Source organism: Nocardia sp. NPDC056611, from assembly GCF_042792755.1.
In the GTDB taxonomy this organism is placed as follows: Bacteria; Actinomycetota; Actinomycetes; order Mycobacteriales; family Mycobacteriaceae; genus Nocardia.
In genome coordinates this window covers 209,088-229,489 of record NZ_JBHTVV010000006.1, presented here as the reverse complement: position 1 = coordinate 229,489, position 20,402 = coordinate 209,088, and the positions used below count along the sequence as shown (strand labels likewise).

General features: G+C 68.3%; 20 protein-coding genes. 5 read left to right on the top strand and 15 right to left on the bottom strand.

What is annotated here, in order from left to right; translation table 11 throughout:
- Positions 1–69: 69 nt before the first annotated feature.
- From ACFRAQ_RS29050 to infA, 12 genes are all read right to left on the bottom strand, one after another.
- Positions 70–1,062, bottom strand: a complete 993-nt coding sequence (locus ACFRAQ_RS29050; protein ID WP_379105236.1) for an AraC family transcriptional regulator — start codon at positions 1,060–1,062, stop codon at positions 70–72.
- A 101-nt stretch (positions 1,063–1,163) separates the two neighbouring features.
- The gene (locus ACFRAQ_RS29045; protein ID WP_379105234.1) at positions 1,164–2,018 is read right to left on the bottom strand and encodes a nitrilase-related carbon-nitrogen hydrolase; all 855 of its coding nucleotides are present in this window, start codon (positions 2,016–2,018) and stop codon (positions 1,164–1,166) included.
- 81 nt (positions 2,019–2,099) lie between these two features.
- A complete protein-coding gene (locus ACFRAQ_RS29040; protein ID WP_379105232.1) occupies positions 2,100–3,080 on the bottom strand; it encodes an AraC family transcriptional regulator in 981 nt (326 codons plus the stop codon).
- Positions 3,081–3,309: 229 nt separating this feature from the next.
- On the bottom strand, positions 3,310–4,275 hold the full coding sequence (locus ACFRAQ_RS29035; protein WP_379105230.1) for a helix-turn-helix domain-containing protein: 966 nt from the start codon (positions 4,273–4,275) through the stop codon (positions 3,310–3,312).
- 276 nt (positions 4,276–4,551) lie between these two features.
- Positions 4,552–5,487, bottom strand: a complete 936-nt coding sequence (gene truA, locus ACFRAQ_RS29030; protein ID WP_379105228.1) for a tRNA pseudouridine(38-40) synthase TruA — start codon at positions 5,485–5,487, stop codon at positions 4,552–4,554.
- Between the two features lie 68 nt (positions 5,488–5,555).
- A complete protein-coding gene (rplQ, locus tag ACFRAQ_RS29025; protein WP_379105226.1) occupies positions 5,556–6,056 on the bottom strand; it encodes a 50S ribosomal protein L17 in 501 nt (166 codons plus the stop codon).
- A 52-nt stretch (positions 6,057–6,108) separates the two neighbouring features.
- Positions 6,109–7,167, bottom strand: coding sequence for a DNA-directed RNA polymerase subunit alpha (locus ACFRAQ_RS29020; RefSeq protein ID WP_033085978.1), 1,059 nt, complete (start codon positions 7,165–7,167; stop codon positions 6,109–6,111).
- 104 nt (positions 7,168–7,271) lie between these two features.
- Positions 7,272–7,877, bottom strand: coding sequence for a 30S ribosomal protein S4 (gene rpsD, locus ACFRAQ_RS29015; RefSeq protein ID WP_357088930.1), 606 nt, complete (start codon positions 7,875–7,877; stop codon positions 7,272–7,274).
- A gap of 21 nt (positions 7,878–7,898) precedes the next feature.
- On the bottom strand, positions 7,899–8,312 hold the full coding sequence (gene rpsK / locus ACFRAQ_RS29010; protein WP_213557959.1) for a 30S ribosomal protein S11: 414 nt from the start codon (positions 8,310–8,312) through the stop codon (positions 7,899–7,901).
- A 9-nt stretch (positions 8,313–8,321) separates the two neighbouring features.
- Positions 8,322–8,693: a 30S ribosomal protein S13 gene (gene rpsM, locus ACFRAQ_RS29005; protein ID WP_326309472.1), complete on the bottom strand. Its 372-nt coding sequence runs from the start codon at positions 8,691–8,693 to the stop codon at positions 8,322–8,324.
- Positions 8,694–8,873: 180 nt separating this feature from the next.
- Positions 8,874–8,987 (bottom strand): 50S ribosomal protein L36, encoded by a 114-nt coding sequence (rpmJ, locus tag ACFRAQ_RS29000; RefSeq protein WP_033085975.1) that lies wholly within the window; start codon positions 8,985–8,987, stop codon positions 8,874–8,876.
- Between the two features lie 122 nt (positions 8,988–9,109).
- On the bottom strand, positions 9,110–9,331 hold the full coding sequence (gene infA, locus ACFRAQ_RS28995) for a translation initiation factor IF-1 (RefSeq protein WP_040804562.1): 222 nt from the start codon (positions 9,329–9,331) through the stop codon (positions 9,110–9,112).
- Positions 9,332–9,683: 352 nt separating this feature from the next.
- Here infA and ACFRAQ_RS28990 point away from each other — a divergent pair, with 352 nt between their 5' ends.
- From ACFRAQ_RS28990 to ACFRAQ_RS28980, 3 genes are all read left to right on the top strand, one after another.
- The gene (locus tag ACFRAQ_RS28990) at positions 9,684–13,544 is read left to right on the top strand and encodes an AAA family ATPase (RefSeq protein ID WP_379105223.1); all 3,861 of its coding nucleotides are present in this window, start codon (positions 9,684–9,686) and stop codon (positions 13,542–13,544) included.
- Positions 13,545–13,649: 105 nt separating this feature from the next.
- Complete coding sequence (locus tag ACFRAQ_RS28985; protein ID WP_379105221.1) at positions 13,650–13,793, top strand: hypothetical protein; 144 nt, start codon at positions 13,650–13,652, stop codon at positions 13,791–13,793.
- Entirely contained in the window at positions 13,790–15,607 is a 1,818-nt protein-coding gene (locus tag ACFRAQ_RS28980) for a serine/threonine-protein kinase (protein WP_379105219.1), read from the top strand. The genes ACFRAQ_RS28985 and ACFRAQ_RS28980 overlap by 4 nt, the downstream gene beginning before the upstream one ends.
- Before the next feature lie 7 nt (positions 15,608–15,614).
- Here the strand turns inward: ACFRAQ_RS28980 and ACFRAQ_RS28975 are convergent, their stop codons facing one another.
- The 3 genes from ACFRAQ_RS28975 to ACFRAQ_RS28965 form a co-directional block, all read right to left on the bottom strand.
- A complete protein-coding gene (locus ACFRAQ_RS28975) occupies positions 15,615–16,880 on the bottom strand; it encodes a hypothetical protein (protein ID WP_379105217.1) in 1,266 nt (421 codons plus the stop codon).
- Positions 16,881–16,888: 8 nt separating this feature from the next.
- Positions 16,889–18,055 (bottom strand): hypothetical protein, encoded by a 1,167-nt coding sequence (locus tag ACFRAQ_RS28970; protein WP_379105216.1) that lies wholly within the window; start codon positions 18,053–18,055, stop codon positions 16,889–16,891.
- A gap of 145 nt (positions 18,056–18,200) precedes the next feature.
- Positions 18,201–18,707 (bottom strand): DUF4254 domain-containing protein, encoded by a 507-nt coding sequence (locus ACFRAQ_RS28965; RefSeq protein ID WP_357282322.1) that lies wholly within the window; start codon positions 18,705–18,707, stop codon positions 18,201–18,203.
- Positions 18,708–18,882: 175 nt separating this feature from the next.
- On the opposite strand from ACFRAQ_RS28965, the gene ACFRAQ_RS28960 reads away from it, so the two are divergent.
- Together ACFRAQ_RS28960 and ACFRAQ_RS28955 are read left to right on the top strand one after the other, a co-directional pair.
- The gene (locus ACFRAQ_RS28960; protein WP_379105214.1) at positions 18,883–19,722 is read left to right on the top strand and encodes a GntR family transcriptional regulator; all 840 of its coding nucleotides are present in this window, start codon (positions 18,883–18,885) and stop codon (positions 19,720–19,722) included.
- On the top strand, positions 19,719–20,402 hold the full coding sequence (locus tag ACFRAQ_RS28955; RefSeq protein ID WP_379105212.1) for a GNAT family N-acetyltransferase: 684 nt from the start codon (positions 19,719–19,721) through the stop codon (positions 20,400–20,402). Before ACFRAQ_RS28960 ends, ACFRAQ_RS28955 begins: the two co-directional genes overlap by 4 nt.

Here is a 20,402-nt window from a genome sequence, read left to right as displayed (position 1 = left end):
TCATGCAAGAGGAGCCTTGCCAAGTTATAGCGATCGAACAATGGCGACGAGTGCCGAATGACCGACTGATCATGCCAGGGTGCGGAATGCCCCCGGAGTTGTGCCCATTTCCAAACGGAAGCTTCGATAGAAGCTACGCTCCGTGAGGAATCCCGCCGCTTTCGCCACCGCCGAAAGCGGCAACTGTGGTGCATTTCTCAACAGGTCGCAAGCGCGTTCGATGCGCATGCGGCGCAACACCGTTCCCGGTCCGCCCTCGAACTCACCGAACACTCGATACAACGTACGCCGAGACATTCTGCAGCCCTCCGCGATTCGATCCACTCCGAGATCGGGATCGGCGCAGTGGTCGCGCATGTAGTTCAGGACCCGTTGCCGATTGAGCGCGTCCGCCGACTGGTCACGCGGCGCGCGGCCGGACGCGGCTATCGCGGCGGCGGCCAGCAGATCCATTCCGGGCGCGGACAATAGCGCGGCGCTATCGGGATCGGTGTGCTGCAATTCGGCCAGCCCGCGAAAGAAACTGCCCACGATTCCAGGCGCGGTGTTTGCCGAAAATACTGTGGCAGTGGGCAATTCGAGATTGTCGATGCCGTAGCGCTCGCGTAGTCGACTGAGCGGGACCTGCACCACGACTTGTTCGAACCGCTCCGGCGCGTCCCAGCGGTAGGGACGGGTGCTGTCGTAGAACACGATTCCGCCCGGACCGACATCGGCGACGCGATCGTCCTGACACAAGCGCGCGGTGCCGACGGTCGGAATACTGGCGAGGAGATATTCGTCGGCACTGCGGCCGATGAGTCCGCCGGTACGGCGAATGACTTGCGGTGTCGATCCGATTACCGACACATCCATCTCGCCGTAGCTCGCGGATTCGATATAACCTACAAAGCGACCACTCGGTATAGGTTCAACCGCCAGCGGTACGTAGGCGGCACTCACCTGCGCCTCCCAGCGCTCGAATGCCTCCGTCGACGTCTGTTCCTGGCCGGACCGAACCTCGATCCGGTTGACCGGTGGTAACCCTTCCACTCCCCATCCCTCGATGACAATGGCGGCCACGTGTACGGCCGAATACTGGGGAGAGTGTGTCAGATCGGACGAATTCCGGCCAATGGGCCGAACTGGTACGAACCAGTAACCGGTGCGGACCGGTTATCGAATCAGGCGGCGGACTCGAAGCTCAGATCGAGTTCCAGATCGGCGTACAGCAAACCCTGTTCGTGCCCGCCCAGAGGCGACGCCAGTTCCTCACCGCCCGGTGCGAAGATCCGCGCGTGCCCGCCCGGCCCCGGCACCAGCTGCTTGGCCGGCTCCGCGCCGCGGCGGCTCTCACTGCCCGCCACGTCCATCACCGAGCACGCCGCGATCACGTTCAGCTGACCGACCACCGCGTACCAGAGCGTGGCCGCGTTGTTCACCCGCACGCCCCAGTCCACGTCCCGCGCCACGATGAAGCCCGGCCAGGACACCACGTGGATCTGCGCCCCGGTGCGCTCCAACTCCCGCCGCGCGGGCAGATGCAACTGCTCGGAGCCGCCCTGCACCGCGATGCGGCCGATGCCGGTGCGGAAGACCTGCGACTCGCCGGGCTCGCCGGAGCGGAAGATCTGGTGCTCCAAAGGCGTCAGCTCGGGCTTGCGGCGGACTCCGAGCAGTACCCCTCGGTCGTCGATCAGACACTGGGACATGTACAGCGCGCTGCCACAGCGTTCACTGAAGCCGAGCAGCACGTGGATGCGATGCCGGCGCGCGGCGTCGGCGAGGCGCCGGAACTCGGTGCGCCCCACCGTCATCGAATTGGTGCGATAGCGCGCGAAGAAGCCCTCGCCCCAGCTCACCGATTCCAGCCACAGCCACCACGGGTAGCCGGGAAGGAAGGTCTCCGGGAAGGCCACCAGCTGTGCACCACCCGCGGCCGCGTCCTCGATCAGCCCGATGGCCTGCCCGACTCCGGCGGGCAGATCCAGCCATCGCGGCTCGGCTTGGACAGCCGCGACTCGCACCTTCGTGGGCACCTCGGCTCCTTCGACGGATCGGATGATGTGCAATCACCCTTCGCCGAACGCCAGCCGGTCACAGCGACATACCGTGCCGAGCTACCGACAGCGCGTGCCTGCGTCCAATTGCGACCGGAATTGTCCCGGCGTCACGCCGGTTTCCTGCCTGAATGCCCGGTAAAAGTGCCGATCCGTGGCGAAACCGGACGCCGCGGCAATCGCCGAGAGCGGCCGGGTCGGGTCGGCTCGCAACAGCCGGCGGGCGTGCTCGACCCGCATCTGCCGCACCAGCGCGGCCGGGCCGCCGATCTCCTCGCAGACCCGGTAGAGGGTGCGCCGCGAGACCAGGCAGGCGTGCGCCACCTCGTCGACGGTCAGGTCCGGATCGGTGTACCGCTTCCGCAGCACCGCGAGCACCTGCTGGCGGGTGAAGACCGAATCGGCGGGCCCGGGCGAGGAGTGCCCGTTGGCCAGCAGCAACGCCGACGAGAGCATCGAGGTGACCTGCGACTCGAGCACGTCCGCCGCACGGCCGGTCTCCTCCGCGCCGAGCCGGGCCATACCCCGGAAGAAGTCGGCCACCACACCCATGGCCCCGGTGGCGGGCAGCGCCTTCGCGATGGGCAGCTCCTCGCGCACCAGGCCGGCGTGGTCGAGCACCGCGTCCATGGGCGCGCGCACGATGGTGGACACCGCGTTCTCGGTGGTCCGGCTCTCGATCGGGCGGGCACTGTCGTAGAAGGCGATGGTCCCGGCGCCGCCCTCGGTGATCCGGCCGCTCTGCTCGGTCCAGTTCGAGCCATCGACCACGATGTTCACCAGCAGGAAATCCCCGGCGGCCTGCTCGAGCTGACGCTTGGTGCGCACCACCCGCTGGGCGCTCGAGGTCATCAGCGTGAGGCTGGACCGATCGAACTGGGTGTAGCGGAGTTTGCCGTGCCAGGGCCCGGCGCCGATCGGTTCGACGATCGAGGGCAGCACGGCATCGGCGACGAGGGCCTCCCACTGCTCGAAGGCCTGCCGCGCGGAAACCTCTGAGGTCGTACGGACTTCGGCGCTGGCCGTGGAAGCGATACCCACACGTGCATCATTCCACTAGCGGCCGCCGGGAGAATGGGAATGAAGCTGACTGATCCGACAAAACAGACCAATCAGCCCGATTGCTCCGTGAACTCGCCGACCCGGTCACCGGCGGCTCGAGGCGGCGACCGGGCGGCGCGTCCCCAGTATGCCGCGCCGACGCGGCCCTGTGACTGCCCAGCCGTGCCAGTTCACTGCCCATTCAGGTCAGCCGTGAAACGCCCCCTGATCAGGCATGATTTGTCCGGAATTCGCCAGGGGTCATACCGGTTTCGCGTCTGAAGGCCCGATAGAACTGCCGCTCGGACACGAAGCCCGCCGACCGCGCCACCGACAGCAGCGGCCGCGTCGGATCGGTGCGGATCAACGACAGCGCCCGCTCCACCCGCATCCGGCGCAACATGGCCGCCACCCCGTCTCCCCCCTGCTCGAACAGGCGGTACAGGGTGCGCCGCGACACCGAACACGCGCCCGCCACCTGATCGATGGTCAGCTCCGGATCGGCGTAATTCCGCTGAATGAACGCCAGCGCACGCTGTTTGGCCAGCGCGTGCGCGGGCTCGTCGCGCGGCAGGTCGCCCGCGGCCAGCTGCACCACCGAGGCCAGCAGGCCCGTACCGTGTTTGGCCAGCACCGCGGCCTGTTCCGGTGCGGTGTACTGCAATTGCGCGATGCCGCAGAAGAAGCGGCCCACGATCCCGGCCGCGCCCTCGGGCGGGAAGCGCACCGCGGTCGGCATCCGGTCCGCCGGCACCCCCGACGCGCAGACCACCTCGGCCAGCGGCACCTGCACCGCCACCACACCCCAGGACTGCTCGAAATGCGCGCTGAAGGGCCGGGAACTGACGTGCAGGGTCAGTCCGCCGTCGGCCAGCTCCCCCACTCGCCCATCCTGCTCCAGCCAGCCGTGGCCGTGCGTGGTGATGCTGGCGAACAGCACTGGTTCCTCGGGATCGTGGATGAGTTGCGGTATTCGGCTCAGATGCTGCCCGCTGGCGGTCACCATCGACACGTCGATGCCGTCGAATCGCGATTGCACGATGCGCGCCCGGAATTCCCCCGACCGCACCGGTGTCACCACCAGCGGAACGTAGGCGGCCGCGACCACGGCCTCCCATTCCTCGAAAGTCTCCTGCTGCGAAACCTCCGGCGTGGAGCGAACCTCCATCACCGAGGGCTCGACGCCGCCCCTCATTGCCCGATTCTCGCATCCCGCGCCCACCCCGATCCCCGAATTCCCTTAACAACATCCAACTTTCACCCAACCGTCCGAATTGGCGCATTGCCCGCAACTCGCACAGCGAATCTTCATCCCGGACTTGCACTTTCATCGGCGCGCCCGATCCGCAATCGCGCGCGCGGCATCACACCCGCGACCTCGGCGGAGGCGTGGTCGCGGGTGCGGAGGAGCGGGGTGGGGCCGGAGGATTCGAACGACGCGCCGGGCGGGCGGCACGCCGGAAAGGGGGGGTCAGTCCCCGCAGCAGCCCTCAGGGTCGCCGGCACCGCCCGCGGGACCGGGAACGGTGCGAACCTCGCGGGTCTGGATATTGCGGGCCGCCAGATCCGCGTCGGCCGGATAGTCGACGGCGATCAGTGACAGCCCGTGGGCCGGGGCCACGGTCACCGCGCTGGCGCGTTCGCGCTCGTTCAGCAGTCCGGCGATCCAGTCGGGCGTACGGCGGCCCTCACCGACGGCCAGCACGCCGCCGACCAGACTGCGGACCATGGACCAGCAGAACGCGTCCGCGCTGACATACGCGGTCAGCAGGTCGCCCTCCGCGACCCAGTCGAAGCGCTGCAGTTCGCGAATCGTGGTCGCGCCCTCGCGGCGGCGGCAGAAGGCCGCGAAATCGTGCAGGCCCAACAGGTTTCGGGAGGCCTCACGCATGGCCTCGAGATCCGGGCCGGGACGGCAGGGCACCACGCCGCGGGCCTGCAGCGGCTCGGCGCCGTAGGGCGCGGTGGTCAGGCGGTAGGCGTAGTGCCGGCGGATCGCCGAGAAGCGGGCGTCGAAGTCCGGCGGGGCGATCCGGGCCTGCTTGACCCGTACGTCCTTGGGCAGGAAACGGGCCAGCCGGTGCACCAGCTTGGGGCCGTCCACCTCGGTGTGGGTATCGAAGTGCGCGACTTGGCCTTCCGCGTGCACCCCGGCGTCGGTGCGCCCGGCCACGGTGAGCTGGATGGGTTCACGCTGCACCTTGGACAGCGCGTCCTCCAGCACGCCCTGCACGGTGCGCAGGCCGGGCTGACGGGCCCAGCCGGTGAAATCGGTGCCGTCGTAACTGATGTCCAGCCGTACCCGAATCGAAATGGGCTCGGGCGTCGGATCCTCCACGGTCACAGCGATCTCCTGGTTAACATGGAGAAAGCCCGCCGACCCGGAGGGGACGGCGGGCTCACTCATGGGATGTCCACCTTCGGGGTTTCAGGGCAGCCCCGGAAACCCCCGGTTGGTCCGAAGGACCCGGAGTATTACTCCGCGGCCTTGTCCTCGGCAGCCTCGGCGGCCGGAGCCTCAGCCTCGGCGGCCTCGTCGGCCTTGGCCTCGGCCGGAGCCTCGGTGGCCTTCTGCGAAGCGGCGACACGACGGGCACGATCGGCCTCGTTGGTCACGGTCTTCTCGCGGACCAGCTCGATGATCGCCATCGGAGCATTGTCACCCTTGCGGGGGATGGTCTTGATGATGCGGGTGTAGCCACCGTCGCGGCCCTCGAACGAGGGACCGATCTCGGCGAAGAGGGCGTGGACGATGTCCTTGCTACGGATCACCTTCATGACCTCGCGACGGTCGGCCAGGGTGCCGCCCTTCGCCTTGGTCACGAGCTTCTCGGCGTAGGGGCGCAGCGCCTTGGCCTTGGCCTCGGTGGTCGTGATACGACCGTGTTCGAAGAGCGCCGTCGCCAGGTTGGCGAAGATCGCCTTCTGGTGCGACGCCGACCCGCCGAAGCGGGCACCCTTCTTGGGCTTGGGCATGGTTGGAATCTCCTGTGTCTAAGGCAGATCCGGGGCGCTGGCCCCGAGCCGCCTAAAGCTGTTCGGTCTCGGCGTAGTCCTGCTCGCCGCTGTCGGTGTCGCTGAACGAGCCGCTGTCGCTCCAGGTGCCGCTCGCCGCGTCGTAGCCGACGACGGAGGACGGATCGAAGGAAGCCGGGGAGTCCTTGAGGGACAGGCCGAGCGAGTGCAGCTTGACCTTGACCTCGTCGATGGACTTCTGACCGAAGTTGCGGATGTCCAGCAGGTCCGACTCGGTGCGGGCGACCAGCTCGCCGACGGTGTGCACGCCCTCACGCTTGAGGCAGTTGTACGACCGAACGGTGAGATCCAGGTCCTCGATCGGCAGGCCGAACGAGGCGATGTGGTCCGCCTCGGCCGGGCTCGGGCCGATCTCGATGCCCTCGGCCTCGATGTTCAGCTCGCGCGCGAGACCGAACAGCTCGACCAGGGTCTTGCCCGCCGACGCCAGCGCATCCCGCGCGGAGATCGAGTTCTTGGTCTCGACATCCAGGATGAGCCGGTCGAAGTCGGTGCGCTGCTCGACACGGGTGGCCTCGACCTTGTACGTCACCTTGAGAACCGGCGAGTAGATCGAGTCCACCGGAATCCGGCCGATTTCCGCACCCGACGCCTTGTTCTGCACGGCCGGGACGTAGCCGCGACCGCGCTCGACCACGAGCTCGATCTCCAGCTTGCCCTTGTCGTTCAGGGTGGCGATGTGCATGTCCGGGTTGTGCACGGTCACGCCCGCCGGGGGGACGATGTCACCGGCGGTGACGGTGCCCGGGCCCTGCTTGCGCACGTACATGGTGACCGGCTCGTCCTCTTCGGACGACACGACCAGGCCCTTGAGGTTCAGGATGATGTCGGTGACATCTTCCTTCACACCGGGGACGGTGGTGAACTCGTGCAGCACGCCGTCGATGCGGATGCTGGTGACCGCGGCACCCGGGATGCTCGAGAGCAGGGTGCGGCGCAGCGAGTTGCCGAGGGTGTAACCGAAACCCGGCTCCAGCGGTTCGATGGTGAACCGCGACCGGTTCTCGGACACGACCTCTTCGGTCAGCGTCGGTCGCTGTGAAATCAGCATTTCTTCCTCCTTCGGACGCCCACTATTTGACGCCCACTCTGTGGGAGCTGTTGCGGCCCTGAGGGACTCAGGGCCACAACCAGCGGCACGCTTACGCGCACCTATTACTTCGAGTAGAACTCGACGATCAGCTGTTCCTGCAGCGGAACATCGATCTGCGCACGCTCGGGGAGCTGGTGCACCAGAATCCGCAGACGGCCGGGAACGACCTGCAGCCAGCCCGGGATCGGGCGATCGCCGACGGTCTCACGCGCCACCTGGAAGGGGTACATGGCCAGCGACTTCGCCTTGACATCGATGATGTCGTACTGCGAGACCTGGAAGCTCGGCACGTCGACCTTCACACCGTTGACGGTGAAGTGGCCGTGCGAGACCAGCTGGCGAGCGCCACGACGGGTACGGGCCAGACCGGCGCGGTACACGACGTTGTCCAGACGGGACTCGAGCAGACGCAGCAGGTTGTCGCCGGTCTTGCCCTTCTGGCGGTTCGCCTCTTCGTAGTACTTGCGGAACTGCTTCTCCATGACGCCGTACGAGAAGCGAGCCTTCTGCTTCTCCTGCAGCTGCATGAGGTACTCGGATTCCTTGATCCGCGCGCGGCCGTGCTGGCCGGGCGGGTAAGGACGACGCTCGAACGCCTGGTCGCCTCCGACGAGGTCGACACGCAGACGACGCGACTTGCGGGTGATAGGGCCGGTATAACGAGCCATTTTTCTACTCTTCCTTTCCCGCTAGACGCGACGCCGCTTGGGCGGACGGCAGCCGTTGTGCGGCTGCGGAGTGACATCGGAGATCGTGCCGACCTCCAGGCCGGCGGCCTGGAGGGAACGGATCGCGGTCTCGCGGCCCGAACCCGGGCCCTTCACGAAGACGTCGACCTTCTTGACACCGTTCTCCTGCGCCTTGCGGGCAGCGTTCTCGGCGGCGAGCTGAGCGGCGAACGGGGTCGACTTACGCGAGCCCTTGAAACCGACGTGGCCGGAGGACGCCCAGGAGATGACGTTGCCCTCGGGGTCGGTGATGGACACGATCGTGTTGTTGAACGTGCTCTTGATGTGAGCGTGGCCGTGCGGGATGTTCTTCTTATCCCGGCGACGCGCTTTCTGAGTCTTCTTCGGGCCCGAGGCCCGGCTCTTCGGAGGCATGCGCTATCCCTACTTCTTCTTGCCGGCGACGGTCTTCTTCGGACCCTTGCGCGTGCGGGCGTTGGTCTTGGTCCGCTGGCCACGCACGGGCAGGCCACGGCGGTGGCGGATGCCCTGGTAGCAGCCGATCTCGATCTTGCGACGGATGTCGGCCTGCACCTCGCGGCGCAGGTCACCCTCGACCTTGAAGTCCTGCGCTTCGATGAAGTCGCGGAGCTTGGTCAGGTCGTCGTCGCTGAGGTCCTTCGACCGCAGGTCCGGGCTGACGCCCGTCTCCGCGAGGATCTCCTTGGCGCGGGTACGGCCGATGCCGAAGATGTAGGTCAGCGCGATCTCCATGCGCTTTTCGCGCGGGAGGTCGACGCCCATCAGACGTGCCATGGTTGGCGTTTCCTTACTTTTGCGGAGGTCTGCTCCCTGGCCGTCCCCTCGTAAGTGGGGCCCCGGCCTCCGTACCGGGGGTAGGCCGCCATCCGTCCCCTGACGGGACTCGGCGACGGCGACTGGCGCTGGGAGTGCTTCTTATTGCCAATCCGAACTGCGTTCGGTGCTTGGCGGAGATCAGCCCTGACGCTGCTTGTGGCGCAGGTTCTCGCAGATCACCATGACCCGACCGTGACGGCGGATCACCTTGCACTTCTCGCAGATCGGCTTGACGGACGGCTGAACCTTCACGTCAGATCCAATCTGGGTTGGTGTTCACTGGCCGTGAACACAGTTTTTCCCCGGTCAGTTCGACCGGGGAAACCCGGGACATATCGTCCCGGAAGTCTTGATGCGCTCCCGCGAGGAGCGACTCACTTGTAGCGGTAGACGATGCGGCCGCGGGTCAAGTCGTAGGGCGAGAGCTCCACGACGACGCGGTCCTCGGGCAGGATGCGGATGTAGTGCTGCCGCATCTTGCCGCTGATGTGGGCCAGAACCTTGTGCCCGTTCTCCAGCTCGATCCGGAACATCGCATTGGGCAACGGCTCGATAACCCGGCCCTCGACCTCGATGGCCCCTTCCTTCTTCGCCATATCCTCCGCGATCCCGGTTAGGCTGAACCTGGTTGGTTCAAGCTCATTACGGCAGGTCGACCATGAGTTTCGCAGGCGCACCGATGGATTGCTGGTGCACTGTGGCCAACCCGGTGACATACTCACTGGAGGCGGCACGAAGACATGCCACAGCCACTATGTAAGTCACCAGCGACCTACTTTACCCGTCGCCCCAGATCCGGCCAAATACGGGTGCCGTGACGTGCCCCTCCCCGGTCACGCGGGCCATGCCCCGGCCGCGGGCGGCCGGTACACGCCGGGCACGCAGTCGCCGGGAATCGCTAAACTACGCCGTGTCCTGCACGATAGATCGAGGCACCCGGGGGTAGATGTGAGTCGCGAGAACGACGGACTCCCGATGCTCCCGCCCTGGCTCTCCGAGAGCGACGTCACCGACACCGGATACGAAGCCCCCGTCGAGAACCTCCCCCAGGACGACCTCATCCCCGAGGAGAAGGGCGGCCGCCGCCTCTTCGGTCGGCGCAAGCCCCGCAAGGATTCGGCCCCCGAACCCGCCGCGCCGCTCCCCCGAACCCCCGGACCCGCGGCCGCTCCCCCGGCCGGTCCCGCCGAGCCGCGCACCCAGCAGCCGACTCCGCCCGCCCCGATGCCGACCCGCGACCCCGGCACCCACTTCAGCCTCCCCCAGAACGGCGCGCAGCCCAACGGCGCCCAGCCGACCCCGCCGACCTCCCCCTCCGGCCGCCACCCCATCGGCCAGCACCCGGCCGCGCAGCACCCCAACGGTCACGCTCCTCAGCACCCCAACGGCCAGGCTCCTTCTAATCAGCCTCCCAACGGCCACTCATCCGGACCGAACGGCCAGGCGCCTTTCACGCCCCCACCCGCCGCTCAGACCCCGCCCCAGCCCAACAACCAGGCACCATTCACACAGCCTCCCGCCGCTCAGTCGCCGCAGTCGTCTCAACCCAACGGCCGGCCGCCCATCGGCCAAGCACCGCAGGCTCCCCAGACCACGGGCCAATCGCCCTTCACACAGCCGCCCGCCGGCGCCGGCCAGACGCCCCAGTCGCCGCAGCCCAATGGCCCGACACCCGTCGGCCAGACGCCCCAGTCGCCGCAGCCCAATGGCCCGACACCCGTCGGCCAGGCACCGCAGACTCCCCAGCCCATGGGCCAGTCGCCCTTCACGCAGCCGCCTGCCGAACGAACGCAGGCCGCGAACTCCACCGGCCAGTCGCCATTTACGCAGCCGTCGGTCGGCCAGACCCCGCTCGCCGAGCCGCCCAACGGGCAGGGCGCAGCCCAGGGGGCAGGCCAGGGCGCCGAGCGACCCGCGAATATCCAAGGCGCGGAATCGGTTTCACCGAACGGCCAGCCCATCGCACCCGGCCTCCCGGATGGTCAGGGCTTCGACGGTTCCCCGGCTCCCGGCCAGCCGCCGAGACTCACCGGCGACCCCACTCAACTGCCCGTCGCGCCCGAACCCGCTCAGCCCGGTCCTTCTTCGGGTCCGCTGACGCCCCCGCAGTTCTCCGCGCCTCCGTCGCCTCCCGCGGCGGCCGCCCCGGCAACGCCGATCGGTGCGCAGCCCGCAGGCGCGTCCCTCGCGGGCACGCCGACTGCGGGAAACCCGGACGCGGCCTCTCCCACCCGTCCTCCGGCGGACCCGACCACGCGGATGCCACTGCCGCCGTCTCCGAGCGAAATGGCCTCAGCAGCAAGTGATCCCGCGGTTCGTGCCGCGCGACCGCCGCTGCCCCCGGCTCCCGGTGAGCTGTCCGACGGCGGCCCGGAGGCAGATCCGCTCGCGGCCGATCCGGCCGAGGTCACCACGAAGATGTCGCAGCCGCCGCTGCCGCCGGCTCCGGGCGATCTGGACGCGACCGGTTCCGGCATCATCGCGCCCGCCGATCCGACGACTCGCCGGCCGCTCCCGCCTGCCCCTGAATCGAGTACCACCGCAAGCGAACCGGAGCCCGTCCCGGCTCCGGGCACGCCGAAGCCGACCTCGGCCGATCGCCCGGGCATCGGCAATGGCGTTCCTCCCGTGCCGAATACGACGGCCGCTGCGCACGACCTGCTCGACGCGAAATTGGCAGAGCTAGGCGCCGGCGAGACCTCGGACCCGGACGCGGACTTCGATCAGGCGATGACGCCGGGCCGCCACCGCGCGGTGGAGGGCACGCCGCCTGCCGATGCGCGCCTCGACATTCCGCCCGCGCCGCCTGGTCTTTCCGCACCGGCGTCGGGCCCGCTGCCGCAGGTCCCGGGTGGCTCGCAGCAGTCCGCCGACGCCGGTCAACAGCTGCCACCGCCCCCGGGACCGTTCCCTGGCGCGCAGCACCTGCCGCCCGCGCCTGGCCCCTTCCCCGACGCTCAGGGCCTGCCGCCCGCCCCGACCTCCGGCGTTCCTCCGATGCCGCCGAACCAGGGCTTCCCGCCCGGACCCGTTCCGCCGCAGTTGAATCCGTGGGCGAACGGCCCGCAGACCGAGGCCGGGCCGCATTCGACCGACCCCACCGCACACGATTCCGATATTTCGGGCATCTCTCCGGGGTTCCCTGCCGGGCAGAACGTCGTGCCACCGGCAGCCTGGGCACCGGACGGCCACCCCTCGATGCCCGGGCAACGCCCCTCGGCGGACGGTCCGGAAACGGCGGAGGCCGAGGACCCGGACGTGAATCCTTGGGCGAACGCACCACTGTCCGAGGCCGCGGCGGCTGGGCTGAGTGGTCGGCATCCGGTCAGCGCGGCGCAGCCCGATTCCGGGATGCCGACTCCGCCGCGGGGTTTCCCGGCGGGGCCGTTCGCGTCCCAGTCGGCTCCGCAGGGTCCCGATGGCGTTGGGGTTGATGCGAACCCGTGGTCGAATGCCGCGATGCCCGAGGCTGCGGCCGCCGGATTCGACGGCCCGCGGACTGACGGGATGATTCCGCCCGGCACGGGTATGCCGGGCGACGGCGCTCCCGCGCAGCCGCAGTGGGGTCCGGGAGCCGATGGCCCGCAGGGTGGGCAGATGCCTTGGGCCGCACCCGGGCCGGAGCAGGGCTACCCGGGTGGGCCCGGCCCGGCCGCAGCGCCTGGCGTTCCGGGGCAGCCCGGTCCCGGTTTCCCGGGGCAGCCCGGTCCGGACGCGCCCGTCTGGGGTGACATGAACGCGCAGCCGGGTGGCCACCTGCCCGGGCAGTACGGGATGAGTTCTGTGCAGCCCGGATTCGGCGCGCCCGGTCAGTACGGCGCTCCGGCCCAAGCCGGTCCCCCGCAGGGCACTCGGGGCCCGGCCGGGTTTGCCGGTGGTCCCGCCCCGTCGCTGGATGATGTTCCGTTGCGCCGGGCGAAGAAGGCTCCGGGTTCGGGGTGGCGGCGGGCTGTGCACCATATGTCCGGTGGCGCGATCAATCCCGGCATGTCGGCGGAGGAGCGCCGCCTGCAGGAGTTGGTGGCGCGGATCCGGCAGCCGGTGCGCGGGGACTATCGGATCGCGGTGCTGTCGTTGAAGGGCGGCGTCGGGAAGACGACGACCACGATGGGTCTGGGTTCGATCTTCTCGTCGATTCGCGGGGACCGGGTGATCGCGGTGGACGCGAATCCGGACTTCGGGACGCTGTCGCAGCGGGTGCCGTTGCAGACCCGGTCGACGGTGCGGGATCTGTTGCTGGACGAGCACATTCAGCGGTATTCGGATGTGCGCCGGCATACCTCGCAGGGCAGCAGCCGCTTGGAGGTGCTGGCCAGTGAGCGGGATCCGGCGGCGTCGGAGGCGTTCAGCGAGGAGGAGTACCGCGCGGTGGCGCGGATCCTGCAGCGCTTCTACAACATCATTCTGACCGACTGCGGTACCGGCCTGATGCACTCGGCGATGGCGGGCGTCCTGGATCTGGCGCATTCGCTGGTGCTGATCTCGTCGTCGGCGATCGACGGCGCGCGCAGTGCGGCGGCGACGCTGGATTGGCTGTCGCTGCACGGTCACGACCATCTGGTCCGCAATGCGGTGGTGGTGATCAACCTGCCCCGCCCGGGCGCCCCGAATGTCGGGATCAATCAGTTGCGCGACTACTTCCTGTCGCGTTGCCGCGCGGTCCACATCATCCCGTACGACGCTCACCTGGGTGAGGGCGCCGAGATCGATCTGCATCGCCTGAGCAAGCCCGTCAAGCGCGCTTATGTGGAGCTGGCGGCCACGGTCGCCGATGATTTCGGCGCCGACCACCGGCACTATCGGGGCTGAGCAGGGACCGCTTCCGAAGCGCTTCGGCGGCAGGGCGTTCGACCCCGCGGTGACGGGGCCGCGGGCGGGTGGCTGCGCATGACACGGCTTCGAACGGGTGCTAGTTTGTGGCTCGATCGCGCTGCCGCCCTGTCCGGCGAATTCCTCGCGGCCGACCCCGAGAACTCGGAGTACACCTGGATGCGTAATGTCCGCGGCCTGTCCGCCGCACCCTGCCCGCTCGCGCCGAACCCGGCGGATCTCCGATGAAGGCGTTGTTGCCCGACGATCCGCGCTGGATCGGCCCGCACCACATGATCGCGGTGGTCGGCACGGGTGAGCTGGGCCGGGTGCTCCTGGGTCGGACGCCGACCGGAAAGCTCGTGGCGGTCAAGCGGATTCACCGCGCGCAGACGGTGGACATGGAGTTCCGGGCCCGCCTGCAGCGGGAGCTGGAGACCGGCAAGCAGCTCACCGGTTCCTGGTTCACGCCGGTGGTGGACAGTGACGCCGATGCCGAACGCCCGTGGCTGGCCACCGAGTATCTGCCCGCGCCGGATCTGGCGACGGTGATCGCGGGCTGTGGCCCGCTGCCGGTGCCGGGACTGCGCATGCTGGCGACGGGGCTGGCGTCCGCGCTGCTGGAGGTGCACCGCGCGGTTCTGGTGCACCGGAATCTGAAGCCCGGCAATGTGCTGCTGACCATCGAGGGCCCGCGCCTGGTGGATTTCGGCATCACGCGCGCCCGCGAGGACGGTTCGGCCACCGCCGACGCTCCCGCGTATCTGGCGCCCGAGCAGGCCGAGGGCCAGCCGGTGACCTCGGCGGTGGACATCTACGCCGTGGGCATGCTGCTGGTGCTGGCCGCGACCGGATCCATGTCGGCGACACCGGATCTGCAGGCGGTCCCACACGCCCTGCGCAAGCTGGTCGAGTCCTGCCTGTCGGCCGATCCGGCGCATCGCCCGTCGGCGCGGCAGCTGCTGGAGCAGGCGGAGCGCATTCCCGGGGAGTCGGCCTGGCCGCAGCCGGTGCTGGATTTCCTGGAGGCGCACCGCACCGACGCCGAATGGTGGGCGTCGAGTGGTGAGCAGGAGACCCGTTACCGGGATCAGCTGGCGCGCTTGGCGGATCGCCGCCGCCGCACCATCGGCTGGGCGGCCGCGGCCGTGACCGGCGCCGTGGTGGTGGGCGGCACGGTGATCGGCTTGGTCCGCGCCTCCGATACCCAGGGTCACGCGCAGGCGCGCACGGATTCGTCACTGGACCTGACGGCCGCCGAACTGCGACTGCTGGACACCTGCGCGGTCCTGGACAAGGCGCTGCCCGGCAAGCTGGGCACCCGCACCGGCGATCCGGAGGCCCAGCCCGGCGGCTGCGCCACCACGGTGCTCGACGCGTCGCAGCGAAAGGTCCACTACACCCTCGACATTCCCGATGCCGCGATCGGCGTGGACCAGTTGAAGCCGACCACGCACACCGCGAGCTGGGGCACGATCCTCAGCGCGGGCGCGGCCGACAACACGTGCGACACGGTCCTGGTCGCCAAGTCGGCCGGTGATGTCCCGTTGCGCATGTCGGCCGCGCAGCTGGATCCCGCGGCCCAGCCGGGTTCCGCCTGCACCGCCGCCGAGCAGGCGCTGGCGGCCGTGGCCGAGCAGCTGACCGAGGTGGTCCCCCAGCGTAAGGCCGCCGCGACGTCGGTCCTGCGCGTGGACCCGTGTTCCCTGCTGCAGGACAGCACGATTCACGACATCACCGGTGAGGTCACCGACCGCCAGCATTCGCCGCACGCGTGCGCGGTGGTCGGCCCCAATGGCTGGGTGCGCGTCGACCTGGTCGACCAGTCCCGCCCCGATCAGGGCGACTGGGCCTACGAGGCCGTGCAGACCGGCGACTACACCACCTATGTGATCGGCGCCCGCACCCCGAACGACTGCAATATCGCCTACCTGGTGCGCCCGACGGACAAGGGCAATGCCGAGCAGCTGAAGTTGCAGGTGTCGGATCAGTCGGCCACTCCGGACGCGTGCGGCAAGGCGGCGAAACTCCTCGCCGACGCGGTCTCGAAGCTGCCGAAGTAGCCGCGCGCTACAGGTATTGCGCCTTGGCGAGCAGCGCGTACTGCGCGGCCGCGCGTTGCTGGGCGTCCGTGAGCTGGGCCCCGGCGACGCGCGCGACGTAGCGGTCGTAGTGCAGGGTGCAGACGTAGCGGTCGGTGGCGTTCCAGGCCTGGGAGAAGCTGGTGCGGTTGGGGCTGGGGTTCTCGGCGCAGGTCGCCCCGGGCACGCCGGGCGGCGCGTCGGTCGCGCCCTGGATGAGCCCGTTGATGCCCGTCCACAGGCTCGCCGCGGCTTTCGCGTCGCGGGCGCGGAACAGCAACGCGCCCTTGACGGTCGTGGCGGTCAGGTCGACGCCGTTGTCGTCGAGCAGGGGCTTCCACGGCCCCTGGTTGTCGACGGTGTGCAGGTAGCCACGCGCCGTGCGCACGGCTTCGTCCTGTCCGGGGCGCGGATAGTCGGCGGGGTGCAGGGTCCGCCGCAGCATGCCCTCGGGGTCGTAGTCGAGGTAGAGGATCTCGCGCGCGGTCAGCGGGGGCGTCTTGTCGAGCAGCGGCAGCTGGGCGTCGATGATCTTCGTGGCCAGTGCTTTCAGCCCGTCGATCTCCGCTGTGGGGGTCCGGACGGAGACATTGATCGCGTACCGGCCGCGGGACAACGTAGTCGACATGGTCGGAATCCCGGGTCTCCAGTGGCCTTTCGCGGCCGGATACCTGTCGAGGCTGACCGGGACGTTCTCGGCGGCCGCGACGGCGAAGTCGGCGGAATCGATGCCCTCGGCGGCCGCCCGCGCCTGCTGTTCGTCGGGGAACTGCATCACCGTCACGTTGAAAGTCGTCGCGGTGGGGTCGTTCTCCCAACCTTCGAAGGGACTCGAATTGCCCGAACTGTGGTCGATGTAGAGGATTTCGAGGCGGGAGTGGTCGCTGACCGTGGTCGAATAGGCCAGCATCAGGTGATTGTCGTCGAGCACCGGCCTGGCGGCCTTCGCGATCACGAACCCGGTCTCGGGCCGGGACAGCGCCGTGTAGCTGAAGCTCGGGTCGACGTCCGCGCCGCTCACCACGGCGTCGCCGAGCCGTGCGACAGCGATGGCGCTGCCGTCACGGGACGAGTGATCGTAGGAAGCGCGGAAGTCCAGGGGCGTGGTCGGGTAGTTGCCGATGGCCAGGTTTCGGATGTCGATCTCGCCTGCCGCGGGAGACCCGGAGACCGTGCCCCCGCACCCGGCGAGGACGAGGCTGAAACTGACAGCGGTAGCGGCGAATACGGCCCTACGCCGATTGATCTTGTTCACGACTACCCCTATTTGTCGTTGGCGAGAATGGCGTACTGCGCCGAGATCCGCTGATACACGTCCTGCGGCTGCTGCGACCACGCCTCGGCCGCGTACCGCCCGTAGGCGACCATGCAGCGGTACGGGAACTGGAACGCGATCGGTCCCTGGTACTTGACGCAGCGGGCGTTGGGCAGCCCCTGCGGGGAGTCGATCCGATGCCAGACGCGGCCAACGGATTCCACGCCGACGAACCCCTCGGCCGCGGCGGCGTCACGGGTGCGGACCAGCCGCCCGGCGCCGAATCCCATGTAGTCCACGCCGAACTTGTCGAACAGCGCGCGTCCCTCGTTCGGGTCGTCCTCCCGGTGCAACGCCGCGTCCCGGCTCAGGGTGCCTTGGAGCGCGAAGGCCGTCTGATCGCCGTCGGGACGGATCAGCGTCAACGCGAGGATGCCCTGCGGATCGAGCGGCAGGTTGGCGAGCTGGTCCACCGGAGTCGGCCGGAAATCCTTCAGCCGTTCCACGGTCACGCCGATCGCCTTGTCCGCCAGAGCGAGCATCACGTTCGGATCGGAGATCTTCAGCTCGACGTTCTCGTGGTGGTTGACCACATCCCCGATCACGTACCGGCCGGTCGCGTACCACGACGAGAGCGCCTGGAACTGCGGGATCCACACCACGCGCGCGCTCGGATACACCGTCGACTGCAACGGATCCGGATTGGTGATGGTGTCGAAGCGCATTCCCGACAGCGCGGTGGCCGCGGCGGTCGCGGCGGCGTCGCTCTCGAAGATCATCACGGAGTGCCGCAGCGTGTACCCGAGGTTCTTGGTGTCGGCGTTGGAGGCCGCCGCGGTTCCGAATCCGGCGATCAGTCCCGGGGTGCTCGCGGTGAAGGCGTCGTTGTCGAACGACGCGAAAGGCGAACTGCTGCCGAAGGCCTTCACGTCGATGAAGGCGTGCACCCCACCCAGATTGTGGGTCAGCGCCGGATCGATCTGCTGCGGCAACGGCACAGCGTCCGCGAGGCGCATGGCTTCCATATTGCGGCTCATGCGGGCCGGGTCCTTGGGGACCAGTTGCTGGGGTTTGGTGGCATAACTGCCGGTGTCGAGCTTGGCCAGGTCGACGGTCGCGGCGGCGGGCGCCGGGTCGGACCCGCATCCCCCGGTGGCCAGTGCCGTAATCGCCACCAGCGCAGCGGCTATCGCACGAACTTGTAGCTTGTCCACAACTCCCCTTGTGGTCGAACTCAATGATCGTGCCAACCGTATAACGGAAACGCAAAGATGGCGGTCCGGGCCACCCTCGGGCCCGGACCGCGCATCGGTCCAGCTGTTACCAGGCCGGCAGCCGGCGACGCCCGGCGAGAACATCTCGCACGAGATCGTCGTAGGCGTCCGACAATTCGGCTAAATGGTGCCAAGCGCCGTGCAGCATTTCATCATTGGCGTCAAGGGTCATCAACGCGTGATGCGCTCTCACTGATGCGTCCGCGAGCCGGTCGATGACCGATCCGACTGTTTCGGTGTGCAGGGTCGCACCCAGGCGATGCTGGGGCACCGAGCGCACGATCCAATCGTCTATGGCCATGACCAATTCGATTCGGCGACGCTTGTTTTCGATGATCGAGGTCGGATCGGTTTCCGGACCGACTCCACCGCGCCCGACCACTCGCCGCTCGTGCAGTACCGCGAGATCGTGGGCGAACCACAGCAGGGGTCCGCCGATGACCCGGTGACCGCGACAAGCGCGCAAGAGTAGGTCGGAGGTCGGCAATAGGCCGGAAGCCAGTGGCTGCGCCTCCAAGTCCACATAGGAACAGGACACGTCGGGCAATGCCACAACGACCGTGTTTGATGTCTCCGAACCTGCCACGTTGCCTCGCGTTCGACGTATAACAACACCGCATTCAGGACGTTCATTACAATAAACCTCAGAATGCTCCTGTCAAGCCTTACACGGCAGTAGAACTACCGGAGTAGACTTCCAACCCTTGAAGCAACAACCGAGGAGCGAGATGGCAGACGGTCCGAGATACCAACGGATCGCAGACCTCCTCCGCGAGGAGATCCGCGCCGGCAAGTGGGAACCGGGCGATCGACTACCGAGTCACAATGAGTTGGCCGATCAGATGCAGGTCTCGATTACGACGGCTCGCAATGCGATTCAACTCCTGGTTGCCGAGAATTTGGTCTATACCGCGACTTCCCGGGGCACCATCGTGCGCAGCCAGGAGGTCCTGGAATCCGTTGTGACCAACCACATTCGGCCTGATCGGCCGCGTGCGGCGCACGACATCTTCTCGGAGATCGCGCGCGCCGCCGGTCGTGAGCCGTCCAAACAGTTCAGCGCGAGAATGGAACCGGCCAGTCAGGAGGTCGCGCACTGGCTGGGCGTGGCGCGCGACGAATGGGTGGTTTCGCGAACTATCATGCAGTATCTGGACAACGAACCGTGGTCATGGGAGGTCAGCTTCTATCCGCGAGATCTGGCCGAGGCCACCGGAATCGACGCGCCGCACGATATCCCCGAGGGGACGACGCGACGCCTCGCCGACCGCGGTTACGCCGAGACGGCGCACCGCGACACGGTCGTTTCCCGCCCCGCCACGGCCGAGGAAGCGGCTTTATTGGGCATCGGTCCAGGCACCATTCTTCTCGATCATTTACGCATCGGGGCCAATCATGATCGCGTCACTCGAGTGACCCGTCATCGTTCCACTGCGGCCCGCAACCGATTGGCATACGAATTGGGCGATGACGAAGGAACGGACATTATTCGTAAAACTCTGGGTGCGCCCTTTCCGACCGGTAATTCCCATTCCTTCGGTAATTCCCTGCTACCCGGTTCGCCATGAAACCGCACCTGCGTCGGGCTCGCGTCGCGGATCTGGGGACCATCACCAGGTTCCGGTTGCAGCGCACCAGTTGGCTGGCGGCGCGCGGCAGTGACCAGTGGACGCGGGCCGGACGCGGTCTCCCCATCGAGACCTTCGTCCGGTCCGTGGCCCACGCGGTCCGGCGCGGTGAAACCTGGATAGCGGAGGTGGACGGCGAACCCGCCGGGACCATCACCGTCAACGACCGCGCCGACGAGAACCTCTGGTCCCCCGGCGAATTGGCCGACGCCGTGATCATCCACTACATGATCGTCGATCTCCGCTTCGCCGGAATCCGCGTCGGCGAGGCGCTGCTGGCGCACGCCGCGCTCCTGGCCCGCCGCCAGCACCGCGGCTGGGTCCGCCTGGACGCCTGGACCACCAATCAGGGTCTGCACGCCTACTACCGGCGCGCGGGCTTCCGCCTCGCGCGCATCGCGGGCCCCGAGGCGACCGGCCCGTCCCGGGCCTTGTTCGAACGCCCGACCTCGGCCTGGTCTCACGACCTGGTCCGCCCGACCCTCACCCTGGCCGCCGGCGAAACCACCCGCTTCACCATCGATCCCGTCTCGGCCCCCACCTGGACCCTCACCCAGCACCCCTTCGTCCGCCCGCACCCGGGCGTGACCGCCGAGCCGGGCTCGGCGGCCACCACCTGA